Consider the following 16,575-nt stretch of genomic DNA (forward strand, 5'->3'; position numbering starts at 1 on the left):
TCGGCATTGTACAGCGTTTTCCAGCAAAGTGGGGACCGGTTTTGCGCGCCAAGAATACCCGGCTAAGGAGGGGCAAGCTCCGAGCGACGCGAACGCGGCAAGCCGTCAGAGATGACACACGCCGGAAACTAACGGTGGCGGGTGCTTTGGCCCTATAAACGCTCGTTGTCGTCCTTTCCTAGCATCGCCCGCCATTGGCCAAGCCTTGGCAGGCCGCCTGCAGGCGCGCCGTACGCTGGGATACTTTCCTCCACGTTGGCCCACGTGGAGAAGGTTCGACCCCAGTTCCTCTCCCTCCAGCGAAACGAACCAAGATTCAGAATTGCTGCGGGACTGCTTCGAGTCTTTCGGGTGCCTTTTCGTCTGTTGTGAGCTTAGTAAGACAAGGGCGAAATGGCCGGTTTCCGCTTACGACGTCATCTGCTGGATTCTCTATATGCGAACAGGCCCGAGATCGGCGATCTATCGCATCCCGCCTGATCGCATCGTCTGTCCACGTATCGTTCGGTCATCAGAGGTCAACCGTGCGGTCTGGTCAGGAACTCCTGATCGCCGCCGAGCCAAGCTTGCGGCGAAGCCGTCCAGGAGGTCTGGCAAACGCCGGGCGCGTCCTGACAGGATCTGGCCGCCATATGCTGATCGAGCAACCCTGCGAGCGTCGTATACGCCGACGGCGCCAAACCGGGCGGCGGTGCGCCGCCTCTCAAGTCCGACATCGTAATGGTCGGAGGATTGGCTGGCGAAATCGATTGCTGCGGGCTTGACGTGATCGCCGGCCCGGCAATGCCGTGGATCGGCGTTGCAGGACTCGGTGAGCCACCGGCTGTCGCCGCTGGTGGGTCCGTGACCGTGAGGGTCCGAGAAGCGGAGTTCGCCGTCTCTCCGGACGTCGTATTGCTTGCCGTCACCGTCAGTGGGGCAACCGGATGACCCGTGCCCGTGTAGCTCGAGGACAGCGTGAGCCCGGTGAGAGGTTTTCCTGCCGTGGAGGCACTCTCCGTAATAGTCCAGTTATAGGTGCCGTTCGATTGCAGCTGCCGGCTGACAGTGTCTCCACTAGGAGCCGTTATCCTTTCGTAACTCGGCACGCCATTGATCTTCACCGACACTCTGTCGTCGGGATCGACGGGCGTTGCCGTAATTCCCAACGCTACCGAACCGCCCGCCAGCACCGTGAGCGAAGGGCTTGCGATCGTTAGCGTCGGCGTCTCAGCCACCTTCTCCTCATCGACTGTCAAGGCGTGGCTAGCCTGCGGTGATGAATTACCGGCCTTATCCGCGACATTGGCGGTCACGGTGTAGCTGCCATCGGCCAGAGCCGTGGCCTGTGCGCTCGTCACCCTGACAGACCAGGCATTGTTCTGGTCTGTAGTGGCGTAGCTGTCCACAACGGTATTTGCGCTATTGAGGATATTGATGGTGACGGCCTGGCCGTTCTCGGCATCGGTCGCAGTGCCGCTGATGGTGAAGCCCGTCGAGGCTTTCGCGGCATTGATAATGTTGTTGCTGGCGATCGTGTTGATGGCGATCGTTGGCGTCGTGGTGTCGATCTGCAAGATGCCGGCCGGGTTGTAATTGGTCGCGCCCGACAGATCGGCGTTGTTGGTCGCCGCGTCCTTGATCGTCGCGCCGTTCAGATTGAGCGAGGACACGACGAGGTCGGAGGTGTTTTGGCCCGTCGCGACCGTGTAGCTGAAGGTCAGGGCTGAGGTGCCGGAACCGCCGACATAGGCCGCAGTCCCGCTATCGTTGAGCGCGAGCGTCGGCGAGCCGCCTGCGGTATTGACCGTCACGGGCGCGCTGAAATTGACGGTCAAGGTCACCGCCTTGCTGGCGTTCAGGTCGCCATTGCCGTTGGTGATCCCAGTGCCCGAGGTCACGATCGAGCTCACCGAGGGCGCGGTCGTGTTGAGCGTGTAGGTCACGGGGCTGCTCACGCCGGTATTGCCGGCCGGATCCGAGTCCTGCGCGGTCAGCGTGTTGGTGCCGTTGGTCAAGGTGACGCTGGTCGACCAGCTGCCATCGGCCTGGACCGTCGCCGTGCCGGCTGCGATCGTGCCGTCGAGCACGGTGACCGTCGTTCCGGCTACGCCGCCATCGGCGTCGGTAACCGTTCCGGCCACCGTCTGCGTCGCCTGATTAACCAAGCCGCCCGCGCTGGTGATCGCCACAGCCGGCGTCGTGGTGTCGATCTGCAAGATGCCGGCCGGGTTGTAATTGGTCGCGCCCGACAGATCGGCGTTGTTGGTCGCCGCGTCCTTGATCGTCGCGCCGTTCAGATTGAGCGAGGACACGACGAGGTCGGAGGTGTTTTGGCCCGTCGCGACCGTGTAGCTGAAGGTCAGGGCTGAGGTGCCGGAACCGCCGACATAGGCCGCAGTCCCGCTATCGTTGAGCGCGAGCGTCGGCGAGCCGCCTGCGGTATTGACCGTCACGGGCGCGCTGAAATTGACGGTCAAGGTCACCGCCTTGCTGGCGTTCAGGTCGCCATTGCCGTTGGTGATCCCAGTGCCCGAGGTCACGATCGAGCTCACCGAGGGCGCGGTCGTGTTGAGCGTGTAGGTCACGGGGCTGCTCACGCCGGTATTGCCGGCCGGATCCGAGTCCTGCGCGGTCAGCGTGTTGGTGCCGTTGGTCAAGGTGACGCTGGTCGACCAGCTGCCATCGGCCTGGACCGTCGCCGTGCCGGCTGCGATCGTGCCGTCGAGCACGGTGACCGTCGTTCCGGCTACGCCGCCATCGGCGTCGGTAACCGTTCCGGCCACCGTCTGCGTCGCCTGATTAACCAAGCCGCCCGCGCTGGTGATCGCCACAGCCGGCGTCGTGGTGTCGATCTGCAAGATGCCGGCCGGGTTGTAATTGGTCGCGCCCGACAGATCGGCGTTGTTGGTCGCCGCGTCCTTGATCGTCGCGCCGTTCAGATTGAGCGAGGACACGACGAGGTCGGAGGTGTTTTGGCCCGTCGCGACCGTGTAGCTGAAGGTCAGGGCTGAGGTGCCGGAACCGCCGACATAGGCCGCAGTCCCGCTATCGTTGAGCGCGAGCGTCGGCGAGCCGCCTGCGGTATTGACCGTCACGGGCGCGCTGAAATTGACGGTCAAGGTCACCGCCTTGCTGGCGTTCAGGTCGCCATTGCCGTTGGTGATCCCAGTGCCCGAGGTCACGATCGAGCTCACCGAGGGCGCGGTCGTGTTGAGCGTGTAGGTCACGGGGCTGCTCACGCCGGTATTGCCGGCCGGATCCGAGTCCTGCGCGGTCAGCGTGTTGGTGCCGTTGGTCAAGGTGACGCTGGTCGACCAGCTGCCATCGGCCTGGACCGTCGCCGTGCCGGCTGCGATCGTGCCGTCGAGCACGGTGACCGTCGTTCCGGCTACGCCGCCATCGGCGTCGGTAACCGTTCCGGCCACCGTCTGCGTCGCCTGATTAACCAAGCCGCCCGCGCTGGTGATCGCCACAGCCGGCGTCGTGGTGTCGATCTGCAAGATGCCGGCCGGGTTGTAATTGGTCGCGCCCGACAGATCGGCGTTGTTGGTCGCCGCGTCCTTGATCGTCGCGCCGTTCAGATTGAGCGAGGACACGACGAGGTCGGAGGTGTTTTGGCCCGTCGCGACCGTGTAGCTGAAGGTCAGGGCTGAGGTGCCGGAACCGCCGACATAGGCCGCAGTCCCGCTATCGTTGAGCGCGAGCGTCGGCGAGCCGCCTGCGGTATTGACCGTCACGGGCGCGCTGAAATTGACGGTCAAGGTCACCGCCTTGCTGGCGTTCAGGTCGCCATTGCCGTTGGTGATCCCAGTGCCCGAGGTCACGATCGAGCTCACCGAGGGCGCGGTCGTGTTGAGCGTGTAGGTCACGGGGCTGCTCACGCCGGTATTGCCGGCCGGATCCGAGTCCTGCGCGGTCAGCGTGTTGGTGCCGTTGGTCAAGGTGACGCTGGTCGACCAGCTGCCATCGGCCTGGACCGTCGCCGTGCCGGCTGCGATCGTGCCGTCGAGCACGGTGACCGTCGTTCCGGCTACGCCGCCATCGGCGTCGGTAACCGTTCCGGCCACCGTCTGCGTCGCCTGATTAACCAAGCCGCCCGCGCTGGTGATCGCCACAGCCGGCGTCGTGGTGTCGATCTGCAAGATGCCGGCCGGGTTGTAATTGGTCGCGCCCGACAGATCGGCGTTGTTGGTCGCCGCGTCCTTGATCGTCGCGCCGTTCAGATTGAGCGAGGACACGACGAGGTCGGAGGTGTTTTGGCCCGTCGCGACCGTGTAGCTGAAGGTCAGGGCTGAGGTGCCGGAACCGCCGACATAGGCCGCAGTCCCGCTATCGTTGAGCGCGAGCGTCGGCGAGCCGCCTGCGGTATTGACCGTCACGGGCGCGCTGAAATTGACGGTCAAGGTCACCGCCTTGCTGGCGTTCAGGTCGCCATTGCCGTTGGTGATCCCAGTGCCCGAGGTCACGATCGAGCTCACCGAGGGCGCGGTCGTGTTGAGCGTGTAGGTCACGGGGCTGCTCACGCCGGTATTGCCGGCCGGATCCGAGTCCTGCGCGGTCAGCGTGTTGGTGCCGTTGGTCAAGGTGACGCTGGTCGACCAGCTGCCATCGGCCTGGACCGTCGCCGTGCCGGCTGCGATCGTGCCGTCGAGCACGGTGACCGTCGTTCCGGCTACGCCGCCATCGGCGTCGGTAACCGTTCCGGCCACCGTCTGCGTCGCCTGATTAACCAAGCCGCCCGCGCTGGTGATCGCCACAGCCGGCGTCGTGGTGTCGATCTGCAAGATGCCGGCCGGGTTGTAATTGGTCGCGCCCGACAGATCGGCGTTGTTGGTCGCCGCGTCCTTGATCGTCGCGCCGTTCAGATTGAGCGAGGACACGACGAGGTCGGAGGTGTTTTGGCCCGTCGCGACCGTGTAGCTGAAGGTCAGGGCTGAGGTGCCGGAACCGCCGACATAGGCCGCAGTCCCGCTATCGTTGAGCGCGAGCGTCGGCGAGCCGCCTGCGGTATTGACCGTCACGGGCGCGCTGAAATTGACGGTCAAGGTCACCGCCTTGCTGGCGTTCAGGTCGCCATTGCCGTTGGTGATCCCAGTGCCCGAGGTCACGATCGAGCTCACCGAGGGCGCGGTCGTGTTGAGCGTGTAGGTCACGGGGCTGCTCACGCCGGTATTGCCGGCCGGATCCGAGTCCTGCGCGGTCAGCGTGTTGGTGCCGTTGGTCAAGGTGACGCTGGTCGACCAGCTGCCATCGGCCTGGACCGTCGCCGTGCCGGCTGCGATCGTGCCGTCGAGCACGGTGACCGTCGTTCCGGCTACGCCGCCATCGGCGTCGGTAACCGTTCCGGCCACCGTCTGCGTCGCCTGATTAACCAAGCCGCCCGCGCTGGTGATCGCCACAGCCGGCGTCGTGGTGTCGATCTGCAAGATGCCGGCCGGGTTGTAATTGGTCGCGCCCGACAGATCGGCGTTGTTGGTCGCCGCGTCCTTGATCGTCGCGCCGTTCAGATTGAGCGAGGACACGACGAGGTCGGAGGTGTTTTGGCCCGTCGCGACCGTGTAGCTGAAGGTCAGGGCTGAGGTGCCGGAACCGCCGACATAGGCCGCAGTCCCGCTATCGTTGAGCGCGAGCGTCGGCGAGCCGCCTGCGGTATTGACCGTCACGGGCGCGCTGAAATTGACGGTCAAGGTCACCGCCTTGCTGGCGTTCAGGTCGCCATTGCCGTTGGTGATCCCAGTGCCCGAGGTCACGATCGAGCTCACCGAGGGCGCGGTCGTGTTGAGCGTGTAGGTCACGGGGCTGCTCACGCCGGTATTGCCGGCCGGATCCGAGTCCTGCGCGGTCAGCGTGTTGGTGCCGTTGGTCAAGGTGACGCTGGTCGACCAGCTGCCATCGGCCTGGACCGTCGCCGTGCCGGCTGCGATCGTGCCGTCGAGCACGGTGACCGTCGTTCCGGCTACGCCGCCATCGGCGTCGGTAACCGTTCCGGCCACCGTCTGCGTCGCCTGATTAACCAAGCCGCCCGCGCTGGTGATCGCCACAGCCGGCGTCGTGGTGTCGATCTGCAAGATGCCGGCCGGGTTGTAATTGGTCGCGCCCGACAGATCGGCGTTGTTGGTCGCCGCGTCCTTGATCGTCGCGCCGTTCAGATTGAGCGAGGACACGACGAGGTCGGAGGTGTTTTGGCCCGTCGCGACCGTGTAGCTGAAGGTCAGGGCTGAGGTGCCGGAACCGCCGACATAGGCCGCAGTCCCGCTATCGTTGAGCGCGAGCGTCGGCGAGCCGCCTGCGGTATTGACCGTCACGGGCGCGCTGAAATTGACGGTCAAGGTCACCGCCTTGCTGGCGTTCAGGTCGCCATTGCCGTTGGTGATCCCAGTGCCCGAGGTCACGATCGAGCTCACCGAGGGCGCGGTCGTGTTGAGCGTGTAGGTCACGGGGCTGCTCACGCCGGTATTGCCGGCCGGATCCGAGTCCTGCGCGGTCAGCGTGTTGGTGCCGTTGGTCAAGGTGACGCTGGTCGACCAGCTGCCATCGGCCTGGACCGTCGCCGTGCCGGCTGCGATCGTGCCGTCGAGCACGGTGACCGTCGTTCCGGCTACGCCGCCATCGGCGTCGGTAACCGTTCCGGCCACCGTCTGCGTCGCCTGATTAACCAAGCCGCCCGCGCTGGTGATCGCCACAGCCGGCGTCGTGGTGTCGATCTGCAAGATGCCGGCCGGGTTGTAATTGGTCGCGCCCGACAGATCGGCGTTGTTGGTCGCCGCGTCCTTGATCGTCGCGCCGTTCAGATTGAGCGAGGACACGACGAGGTCGGAGGTGTTTTGGCCCGTCGCGACCGTGTAGCTGAAGGTCAGGGCTGAGGTGCCGGAACCGCCGACATAGGCCGCAGTCCCGCTATCGTTGAGCGCGAGCGTCGGCGAGCCGCCTGCGGTATTGACCGTCACGGGCGCGCTGAAATTGACGGTCAAGGTCACCGCCTTGCTGGCGTTCAGGTCGCCATTGCCGTTGGTGATCCCAGTGCCCGAGGTCACGATCGAGCTCACCGAGGGCGCGGCCGATGGCGCTGTGGTTATGAAGATGCCGGTCGCTCCGTCCCCGGTGGCCTGGAAGGTCGTGCTGCCGAGGCTGGAGGTCTGGAAGTCCAGGCTCGCCACCTGGTTGGCGCTGTTCGACACCTGCAGGACGCCCGTCGACGCGTTGTAGTTGAGCGTCACACCTGCCGAGGAAAAGGTCTTGAGATCGATCGTGTCCCCAAGGACGAAGTGTTGCAGCTGCGGTCCCGCATAGGATGCGGTGCCGACATTGGTGCCGAACGATGCGGCATTGTCGATGATCAGTTCGCTGTTGCTCAGGAAATTGACTTGCGTAGTCGCGCCGGTGGCCGCGGCAACTTCAAGCGTGGCGCCGCTGCCGAGTTTGAAAAGACCGGTACTGCTTGCATCAATAGCCGTCGACACGTCGAGCGAACCGGCGATGCTGATCGTACCGTTGTCCAGAACGCTTGGGGCAATATTCGCACCGCTGAGCGTCCAGAGCGCGCCGGCATCGACAGCAAGGACCTGGAAGTGATTGAACGAGCCGGTGCCCACTCCGCCGATCGAACCTGTGCCGCTGGCGAGTTCCAGCGTGCTCGAGCCGCTGCCGCCGGTCACCCCGCCCACGAACACGGCGCCGGGGTCGACCACGAGCCGATTGGTGGCGCTCCCAGCGAAGTCGATGGCATAACTCCCGCCGGAAATCGTGCCGGCGTTCGTCACGGTGGCGGAACCGCCAGTGAGGAAGATGCCGAAGGCGCTACCCGCGATGGTCGTGCCGGCGAGGTTTGTGATGCTGCCGCCGGCCTCGATATCGGCGCCGGCGCCGGCCGTCGCGCTGATGCTGCCGGCATTGCTGAGCGTCGCAGCAGCTCCCTGCGAAAAGACGCCGGCGGACTGGCCGGAGATCGAGCCGAAGTTGGCGATGCTACCGCCGGCCTCGAGACCGACACCGTGAGCGCCCGAGATGCTGCCGCTGTTGTTCAGCGTTGCGAGAACTCCGGTGGTGAAGACACCGAACGCGGCGCCCGAGATCGATCCGCCCGAATTATTCGTGATGTTGCCGCCACCCGCAAGAGCGACACCCGCACCACCGGCATTCGCCGCACTGATGGTGCCGCTGTTGGTGACAGTCCCTGACCCTCCCGCCGTGACATAGACACCACTAGTGCCACCCTTGATCGATGCGCCCGCGTTGTTGGTGACGCTGCCACCTTTCACGAGCTCGACGGCGCCGTATTTCGCACTCGCGATTTGGCCAGTGTTCGTGACGGTGCCGCCGGCACCGGTAACGAAGACCCCGAAGTTATTGCCCGACACCGACCCGGTCGAATTGTTCGTGACCTTGCCGCCATCGGCAAGATCGATGCCGGCGCCGCCGGTTCCGGTGGCGCTGATGCTGCCGCTGTTGGTGACCGTGCCCGCCGCCCGGTACTTGATGTAGACGCCGCCATTGAGGCCCGAAATGGAAGCGCCGGCAGCGTTGGTGACTGTACCGCCAAGCCCGAGGACGGCCCCGTCATAGGTCGCCCCCGAAATGCTGCCATAGTTCGCAAGCGTGTTGTTGCCGCCCTCCAGAAAGGCGCCGAACTTGTGACCCGTGATGGTCCCGGTTGAGGTGTTGGTGGCGCTGCCGCCGTTCTCCAGATAGACGCCGGTTCCTTGCGTTCCTGTCCCGGTAATAAAGCCGGCGTTCGTAACCGTGCCTGGATTGGTCTCGAAAAAGACGCCGACACCCAGGGCCGAAATGGACCCGGACGCAGCGTTCGAAAGACTGCCGCCGCCAGCAATCAGCACCCCATGATGGGTAAGTCCTGCGATGCTGCCCGCATTCGTGACCGTGCCGGCGCCGCCGGTGATGAAAATGCCGGCCCCACCAGCGCCTGAAATGGAAGCGCCTGAGGCGTTCGTCACGCTACCGCCTTTGAAGAGAGCGACGCCGTCGTCGACCGTCGCGGTGATCTTGCCGAAGTTCGCGATCGTCCCGATGGCGCCTTGGACGATGGCGCCATCCTCGCCACCCGTGATCGAACTGGTGTTGGTTACGAGGCCCCCGGCTCCGAAGCCGACGCCATAGGCCACGCCGGAGATCGTGCTGTGGTTCGTCACCGTGCCCGCAGCGCCCGTGATGTAGACGCCCGCGCCGAAACCCAATCCAGCCCCGAGGGCGCCGAGGCCCGAGATGGACCCACCGACGTCGTTCGTCACGCTGCCGCCCGCGCGGAGCACGAGGGCATCCTTGCCCGAAATCGAGCCGGTGTTGCCGACGATGCCGCTGCTGGCCAGCGACACACCATTGCCGCTGGAAGCGGAGACCACGCCCGCATTCGAAATCGTCCAGGTGGTGCCGGTTCCCCCGTCGATGCCATCGGCAGAACCCGTCGAGGTCACCGTGCCCGTGCTGGTGATGGAAAGAGGACTGTCGGCCGTGCCCAGAACTACCGGACCGGTCGTGCTGCTGCTGATCGTACGTGACATCGATCTCTCAATTGTTGGCCGGTGAAGGGTGCATTAATTCAAAATGTAGCCGAGCCGGTCCATTACGGGCTTGAGGATAGAGATAACCGGTTCCAGATGCCTCCGATAATGGCGATAACGGAACCGAGATCGGTCATACAAGTTCTGCTTCACCTGCGCGTAGCTTGGGGTGTGCGGCAGACGTCGATTGTCCTGGAAATTGACGCAACGCTGGTCGAAGCGCTCGCCGACGAAGTCCAGCATACGACGCACGCTGCCTGGCATATCCTCCACCATGTCCTCATAGCGAATTGGCAAGTACCGCAGTGCCATTTGCGCTCGATAGTGATGGACGAGGTCCATGACCAACATCGCACCATGCGCAACCACCCCTTCCGTCGCTACGCGCGCGGCCATCATGTGATGAATTCCTTCTGGCGACGCACCAGGCCCGCCGCCAGTCGGCCGTGCCACCACGAAATCGTACGCTCCAAGCCCTCGCTCAGTTCGACCGAGGGGCGCCAGCCCGTATCCTCGGTCTCGAAGCGAGGAAGGCCGATCAAGCTCAGGCGGCCGCGACCATTTCGAATGGGGACGGTTGATCGTCCCAAGTCTGTTCTCGATTTCCTCTAATGCGAGTTGGCGGGAGGAGACGGAAACAACGCTATACCGTTTTGACGATATTACCGTTTGACGATATTCGGCTTGGCAAATGCGGAGTACGGCCGTCTGCAGGGGGAGTTTGCGGTACTCAGAAATGGGTAGCGCTTCGATTCGCCCGACGCCGCCCGCCTCGTCCCCGAGAATCCTTTGCTCAGGACGAGCCCAGGGCAGAAGAGTACGGGGCAGAAGAGTACGGGGGCCTGCAGGTAGTTTTTTTGACAAGCGATGCGGGCGTCCGCCGCGCAGCCAAAGCAGGGCGCTTGTCCGCGGACCAGATCGCGACGTATCCGAAAATCCATGTGCTCATGATCGCCGGAAAGCAGGCATCCTACACCTTGAACGAGACAGACTGCGTGCGGGTCCTCTACGCTGGGCTACGTGGATAAGGTTCGACCCCAGTTCCTCTCCCTCCGCCACCCGCCCGAGCGTTCAGGCTTCTGCGGCAACGAATAAGCCAAAAATCCCCGAGCAAAAGTGGGATTTTCGAGGATCATGGCTGTACTGGAGATTGCCGATTTTTGGCACAATTGGTCTGGAGAATGCATTTTTCTCCAAAGCTTCGTACTTCGTCGGTTTAGTACGGTTTAGAAAAGCGAAACGCCAGAGGCACAACTTGAAATCAAAATCGGCCTCGGTTCGAGTCTCCGTTGGATGGGCGAGAGTAACTGAGTCTCTAGACTAGCACTACTTTGGCAGATTCTGGGAGTTGATCGGCGGGACTGGATTCCCGAATCACGTTTTCAATGATTCATGGGTGGTCGGCTTTTTGGAGGGCTGACCGGTGGATACGACGTCGAGGTGGGAAGATGAGCTTGGACGCTGGCTCGAGCCATTCCTGGATCGTTTAGGTCACAAGGCTCGGCGGCGGATGTGTCCGCTATATGTTTCAGGACTCATTGGGCCGGGCGACCGCAAGAGCGTCCAGCCAATGGCGGCGCGGCTGGCGCCGGGCGACTATGATCAATTGCATCATTTCATCGCTGATGGCGTCTGGGACGCGGCGCCGTTGGAAGCAGAATTGCTCGTTCAGGCCGACCGGCTCGTCGGCGGCACAGATGCAGTGCTGGTCATCGACGATACATCGATGCCGAAGAAGGGCGATCGCTCGGTTGGTGTAGCTCCGCAATATGCATCAACTCTCGGTAAAACGGCGAATTGCCAAACATTGGTGTCGCTGACGCTTGCGCGCGGTGAAGTGCCGGTAATGGTGGCGCTACGTCTCTTCCTTCCCGAGAATTGGACGAGCGATCCGGTACGTCTGAAGCGCGCCGGCGTTCCAATCGAGCATCGCGCGGCACGGTCCAAGCCGGAGATCGCGCTGGCTGAGATCGATCGCGTGATCGCAGCCGGTGTTCGCTTCGGCTGTGTGCTGGCGGACGCGGGATACGGATCGAGCGCGCCGTTCCGTCATGCTCTGAGCGAACGCGGCCTCTTATGGGCAGTTGGTATGTCGCGGCGCCAGAAAGTCTATCCGACCGATGTCACCATGATCTTTCCAACGGAGAAAGCCCGTAAGCCGCGCAAACACCATATCCCGGATATGTCGCCAGTTTCAGCCGAGACGATGCTGGTCGGCGTAAAGTGGCAGAAGATCAGCTGGCGCGGGGGTACGAAAGGCCCGCTGACATGCCTTTTCGCTGCGCGGCGCGTCCGCATCGCGGATGGCCCAAAGCACCGCGTGTTCGATAAAGGTGTCGAGCGTATGCCTGGCGATGAAGTGTGGATCCTGGGCGAACGACGATCGAGCGGAGAGCAGAAGTACTACATCTCGAATCTGCCCGCTGACGTTCCGCTTAAGACACTGGCAGCTGCCGTTAAGGCGCGTTGGATTTGTGAACAGGCGCATCAGCAATTGAAGGAAGAACTGGGGCTCGACCATTTTGAAGGCAGGTCGTGGGCCGGATTACACCGGCATGCCCTGATGACGATGATCGCCTACGCCTTCCTTCAATCCCGCCGCCTCACCGCAGCGGGACGGAAAAAAAAGAGTCTCAGGCCCACCGCCACAACCGAGCATGCCGGCCATTAGACAAGCCATCCTCAACCTCTTCGTGCGGCCCCCACCACTACGATGCACGCACTGTGAGATGCTGCTCGCAGGCAGCCTTAAGCCAAATCTGCCAAAGTAGTGCTAGGAGCTCTCAGCAATCACCGCCTAGGAATGTCCTCCATTGGCTGAGAAGCAGAGTACCGTTCAACCCTTGGTCAGGGTTTCAAGTTGCTGGTCCCACGCGGCAGGGAATTGCTTGAGGAGATCCTCAAGCTCAAGATTGGCGGGCTGGAGGCCTTCGAGAATGGCTTCGATGATGCTGGGGGAGAGCAGGGTGAAGCGCCACCGAACAAGGCAAGCTGCTCCGGCTTCACCGGCACCCAGGGTTTGGCCGCGTCGGCGGTCGGAGGGACGCGAATCGGCTCAAAGCCCTTGTGGATCAGCGAGAACAGCCGCTTCAGGTGGGCGTGGTAATAGGTGCCACCTTCGGCTCCCACCGGCATCTCGCCGGAATCGGCCAGATCGCGCAGGGCCTCCAGGCTGTAGCCGAGGCGATAGACATCGTCGTTGATCGGAAGAACACCCAGTTCGCCGCCTCGCGCCTCGGCGTAGAGGCAGAACAGAATCCGATAGACGAACACCAGCGCCTCGTGCCGCAGATGCTCGGCGGTGAGGTCTCGCTCGCCATTGGGCAAGGCGGGCTCCGCTTCGGCGAGGCGGGTGTATGAGAGCTTCTTGGCGCGCCGGCTGTCGACCCAGCCATTGCAGACCTCTTCGATCGCGCGCCGGACCGCCCCCTGTAGTTTGGTCGAAACTCCATGGGTGAACTTGTGACTCTGGCTTTCGAGCGTGTCGTGCAGGACCGTCGCGTTTTCGCCGTCAGGGCACAAAGTGTCCTTTGAGAGCAGCGCGGCCATCGCATCAAAAGCCGCAGTCTCCTTGCGTCCAAAGGCGTCGTCGAGATCGAAGCTGACCCAGCGGCCTTGCGCAAAAGTATTGCGGTCGAACAGATGGACGGTCGAGCCCGAGAGCAGCATCACCCATCGGGGGCTATCCTCCTCCCGCAGCAAGCGGCCGACGGCTTCGCCCCACGATGCTTCAAGGGTTCGGCATTCGACCGGTGCGTCGTGATGTCGTGATCCAGCGCCTGAGACTTTGCCTTGAAGTAGGTGTCGCCCAAGGCCTGCAGGCGCCTTGGCACCGATCGCGAGCCGTGGTCGCGCCAAGCCTTCAGCGGATCGGCGATGTCTTTGGCGAACTGGGCTTCGAGATAGTGGGCGGCGTAGTATTCGCCGATATTGTTGATCGCAGTGTCGAGCGGCATCAGCGGACCCCCTCGATAGCCAGAATGAGCCGGGTCGTCGGCTGGTCTGCAGCTTCGAAATGCGCAAGTCTCCAGTTCAGGCTTCGGTCCTGAACATATTTCTCGGCTTCTTCGAGCGACTGGCGGGCACGGATGGCCTGCTGGCTGGTCGGACTCAGATTGGCCAGTTGATTGTTGATCCGATCACGGCGCCGGGCGAGCCAATTCTTCAGTCGCGATTCCTCTTTTTCCAACAGCGGCCGTAACTCGGTCTGACGCTCCTGCTTGCGCGTCTGCATTCGATCCAGGCTCTGATTGACCGCGGCTGCGACAAAGCCCTTGAGCAGCGGCTCCGGCATGGCCCCGCGCCGGCCGGTATCGGCGAGATCATCGAACCGTGCTCTCGCCAGCGCCTTCTTCAACGGCAGCAAGTCAATCCGGCCGCCCTTCGCAATGAACACGGTGAGCATCGGCGATGAGCGGCGTGCCGGCTCGGGAACTGATCTGGCCGATGAAGCAGAAGCACATTTCGCCCTCGGGCAGATAGGGCGAGGCAATCATGGGCGCCTCGCCGCGTTGAACGGTGTCAGTGTGTTTTGCCCAAGCGCTCGGTGTCGATTACACTTCTTCGTTTCAGTTGGAAAAAATCTAGGCGCCGAACGCCGTCCATAAGCGGGCGCCTTTCAAAAATCACATGCGGAAGATCAGTGGCGACGCCGGGCGGCCTTCTTACTCATCTCGCGCACCGCAAGTGTAGTATAGCGTACGATTTCTTCCGCGGTGCCGGGCGCGCATACGCCGTGCTGACCGGTAAAATAAAGCTTCGACAGATCGGCGCTGATGATGATCTTGTCGATGGTCCGCTTTAGATTGGCCATGAAAATCGATTTTGTGTAACGCGCGCCTTCGCTGCGGCGAATCGGAGAGTCGTGGCCAATTAGTTCATCTACCCAGCCTGCGTTCACATCCGCAACATTGCGAAGCGCGGTTTCGACGTTTCCGCGGTAAGAGCGAAAATCAACCCCCGGCCGATAAGTTTTCGTCTTCTTCCGGTATTCGGTAAATCGGCCGCTGAATGCGCCGCTGCGGCGCGGCTCGACGCCCTGCGCAATCAATTCAGGAAACAGCGGCTCATCTGGCAGGCGGCCATAACAGCGATGTTCGAGAAAACCCAACTGCAGAATCAATTCATGCAGGGGGACATCTCGACTTGAAGAACTCGTCTTGCTGTTGCGGATTTTCAGATAGGGCAGGCGCCCGATTTCCGTATCGACCCACTCGATGTCGCCGACCAAGCGTCCGCAGATTTCGTCCTCGCGAACGCCCATCGTGCGGCCGACTAGGGGAATCCAGAACAACGCATCGCGATGGATTTCATCGCCCGGTAGGCCGCGTCGGAAAATCGACTTGCAGCCCGCGTAGACAGGTGAAGTGAAAAACGCCTCGTCGAGATCCGTCGGCCACATCGGGTGCTCGTCACGCGCGGCGCGCCCGCGCGGTTTGGCCGTGAAGTGGCCGCGGAACGGATTATCGAGGCCGCGCGGGATTTTCGCGTGCAGGGCCAGGTGGTCCCAATATTCGATCAGATTGATCACGTGCTTGTTAGCGGTCGTAGTGCTGGTCAAGCGAATTTTCGCTTTGGCTGCCTCATCGAGTTTTTGTACCGCCGCGAGCACTTGTTTGGTCGTCAACTTGTTCCACTTCTTACCGTGGAAGTGATCGAAGGGAAGCTTTAGGTACTCGAGGCGGAAGCGGCCCACGACGCTGCCATCGATCTTGGCAAATGGCAGCTCGCCGATGAGCGCTTTGAAGAGCCGAGGCGTGGCTTCAGCGCCGTCCGCGGTATCGCGCTTCCATTTGCGGTCGCTCTTCTTGGTGGCGACGAATTCGTCCCAGTGTGTGAAGAACGGAAAATTCGGCAGGATCGGTCGTTCCACCGACGCTTGCACTTGTTTTGGGATTCCGGCGATGGTCTCCCGCATTTCGTCGAGCAGAGTCGCGTGGCCACGCAATATCATTCGGGCATAGAAGCGCCCGTCAGCGGTTTCGCGGTCCACAGGCACGTCTATGGCGCGGCCGACGGCGCTGACGATCCCGTCGAAGGCATCGAAGCCGGGGCTGCCGGGACCGAGCGCGCGGGCGATTTTTGCCTTTTGCTCGTCGGCAAACATGCGTTCGCCAAAGCGCATCAACGCGTCGAGCTCGATGGCGTCCTGCCGGTCCATGGTTTTGATCTCGTCCGGCTCCAGGAAGGAAAATCCGTCGGTTTCGGCGAGGCGGGCTTCTTGACGCCAAAGGGCGGCGTCGATCCATTGCCGCACCAGTCCCTCCGCCTCGCTTTTGGTCTTGGACGGGGTAAACCGGGTCATTAGGCCCTCCAGGCCCAGCCTGAGGACGCGGGCGCGGTGCAGAGCGCACCGATAGTCACGGGTTTTCAGGCTCAAAATAAGCTCGCCCGAGATATGGCAAGCGGCAAGCGCCGCAGGCCAGCGGAAGCGAAAAAACCATGTATGACCACGCCGCCGCAGGTACCGTCCGGACGCCATTCGAGCCTCGTTGTGGACCATTGTTGTGGACCACCGCGGTTTTTCGTAAAGCTGCGGGTTAGAAGTCTTTGATCTGCAACGGGAAATTCGAGTGTGGCTGGGGAACTAGGAGTCTCACCAGCACTCAACTGCCTAGGTCGGATGCGCCCACCGCTTTCTCGATAGCAAAAACGCACCGTCGCCTGGCGCCCGGCCTTGCTCCAGTAGCCGAGCGCTTTTTTCCGTCTGCCGGCCTCGATATGGATGTCGTTCGTGATGACCGAGTGCAACCTAGGTGCCGCACAGCTTCAGTCTTTGCGGCACGCGGATGTTTTTTTATCGGCGTTCCTCATAATTGCGCCGATGGAGTGCGTCGCTGAAACGGGAGACTTTTCCTCTCACGCTTCAGTTCTGCGCGGAGGTTACTCCGGTGTAAAAATGCAGCAAGGGCGTCCGCGGTCGGAAAATGATGTTGGACGATCTATGAAGTCAGTGGGAACCAATGGGACCATCCACTTTAAACAAGGAAAGACTTTGCGCTTCGAATGAAGGATACTCTGTTGAGAAGCGCGGCGACAACTATTTGTGGTGCAAACTGCTCTAAATAAATGAAGCTTG

6 protein-coding genes and 2 pseudogenes are annotated in these 16,575 nt (G+C 62.4%); 1 reads left to right on the forward strand and 7 read right to left on the reverse strand.

What is annotated here, in order from left to right; all coding sequences use genetic code 11:
* Window positions 1-518 precede the first annotated feature (518 nt).
* Window positions 519-9,497 (reverse strand): beta strand repeat-containing protein, encoded by an 8,979-nt coding sequence (locus BLR13_RS28270; RefSeq protein WP_074817127.1) that lies wholly within the window; start codon window positions 9,495-9,497, stop codon window positions 519-521.
* A gap of 33 nt (window positions 9,498-9,530) precedes the next feature.
* Window positions 9,531-9,896 (reverse strand): sulfotransferase domain-containing protein, encoded by a 366-nt coding sequence (locus BLR13_RS28275; RefSeq protein WP_074817126.1) that lies wholly within the window; start codon window positions 9,894-9,896, stop codon window positions 9,531-9,533.
* Between the two features lie 986 nt (window positions 9,897-10,882).
* Here BLR13_RS28275 and BLR13_RS28280 point away from each other — a divergent pair.
* Window positions 10,883-12,168: pseudogene (locus tag BLR13_RS28280) on the forward strand (IS701 family transposase).
* 176 nt (window positions 12,169-12,344) lie between these two features.
* Here BLR13_RS28280 and BLR13_RS28285 read toward each other — a convergent pair.
* From BLR13_RS28285 to BLR13_RS42665, 5 genes and pseudogenes are all read right to left on the reverse strand, one after another.
* Window positions 12,345-13,166: a hypothetical protein gene (locus tag BLR13_RS28285; protein WP_074817119.1), complete on the reverse strand. Its 822-nt coding sequence runs from the start codon at window positions 13,164-13,166 to the stop codon at window positions 12,345-12,347.
* Window positions 13,166-13,453, reverse strand: a complete 288-nt coding sequence (locus tag BLR13_RS28290) for a hypothetical protein (protein WP_074817117.1) — start codon at window positions 13,451-13,453, stop codon at window positions 13,166-13,168. Before BLR13_RS28290 ends, BLR13_RS28285 begins: the two co-directional genes overlap by 1 nt.
* A complete protein-coding gene (locus tag BLR13_RS28295; RefSeq protein WP_074817113.1) occupies window positions 13,453-13,902 on the reverse strand; it encodes a hypothetical protein in 450 nt (149 codons plus the stop codon). The genes BLR13_RS28290 and BLR13_RS28295 overlap by 1 nt, the downstream gene beginning before the upstream one ends.
* 234 nt (window positions 13,903-14,136) lie before the next feature.
* The gene (locus BLR13_RS28300) at window positions 14,137-15,801 is read right to left on the reverse strand and encodes a hypothetical protein (RefSeq protein WP_074817111.1); all 1,665 of its coding nucleotides are present in this window, start codon (window positions 15,799-15,801) and stop codon (window positions 14,137-14,139) included.
* A gap of 18 nt (window positions 15,802-15,819) precedes the next feature.
* Window positions 15,820-15,999: pseudogene (locus BLR13_RS42665) on the reverse strand (DUF6538 domain-containing protein); the annotation flags it as partial.
* Window positions 16,000-16,575 lie beyond the last annotated feature (576 nt).

Origin of the sequence: Bradyrhizobium ottawaense (genome assembly GCF_900099825.1) — a bacterium.
GTDB classification, from domain to species: domain Bacteria; phylum Pseudomonadota; class Alphaproteobacteria; order Rhizobiales; family Xanthobacteraceae; genus Bradyrhizobium; species Bradyrhizobium ottawaense_A.

What these genes read in the sequence shown, in the direction of transcription:
- BLR13_RS28290 (WP_074817117.1), bottom strand. Translation starts at nt 13,453, where the DNA reads ATGCCGCTCGACACTGCGATCAACAATATCGGCGAATACTACGCCGCC.
- BLR13_RS28285 (WP_074817119.1), bottom strand. Translation starts at nt 13,166, where the DNA reads ATGCTGCTCTCGGGCTCGACCGTCCATCTGTTCGACCGCAATACTTTT.
- BLR13_RS28300 (WP_074817111.1), bottom strand. Translation starts at nt 15,801, where the DNA reads ATGACCCGGTTTACCCCGTCCAAGACCAAAAGCGAGGCGGAGGGACTG.
- BLR13_RS28275 (WP_074817126.1), bottom strand. Translation starts at nt 9,896, where the DNA reads ATGATGGCCGCGCGCGTAGCGACGGAAGGGGTGGTTGCGCATGGTGCG.
- BLR13_RS28270 (WP_074817127.1), bottom strand. Translation starts at nt 9,497, where the DNA reads ATGTCACGTACGATCAGCAGCAGCACGACCGGTCCGGTAGTTCTGGGC.
- BLR13_RS28295 (WP_074817113.1), bottom strand. Translation starts at nt 13,902, where the DNA reads ATGCTCACCGTGTTCATTGCGAAGGGCGGCCGGATTGACTTGCTGCCG.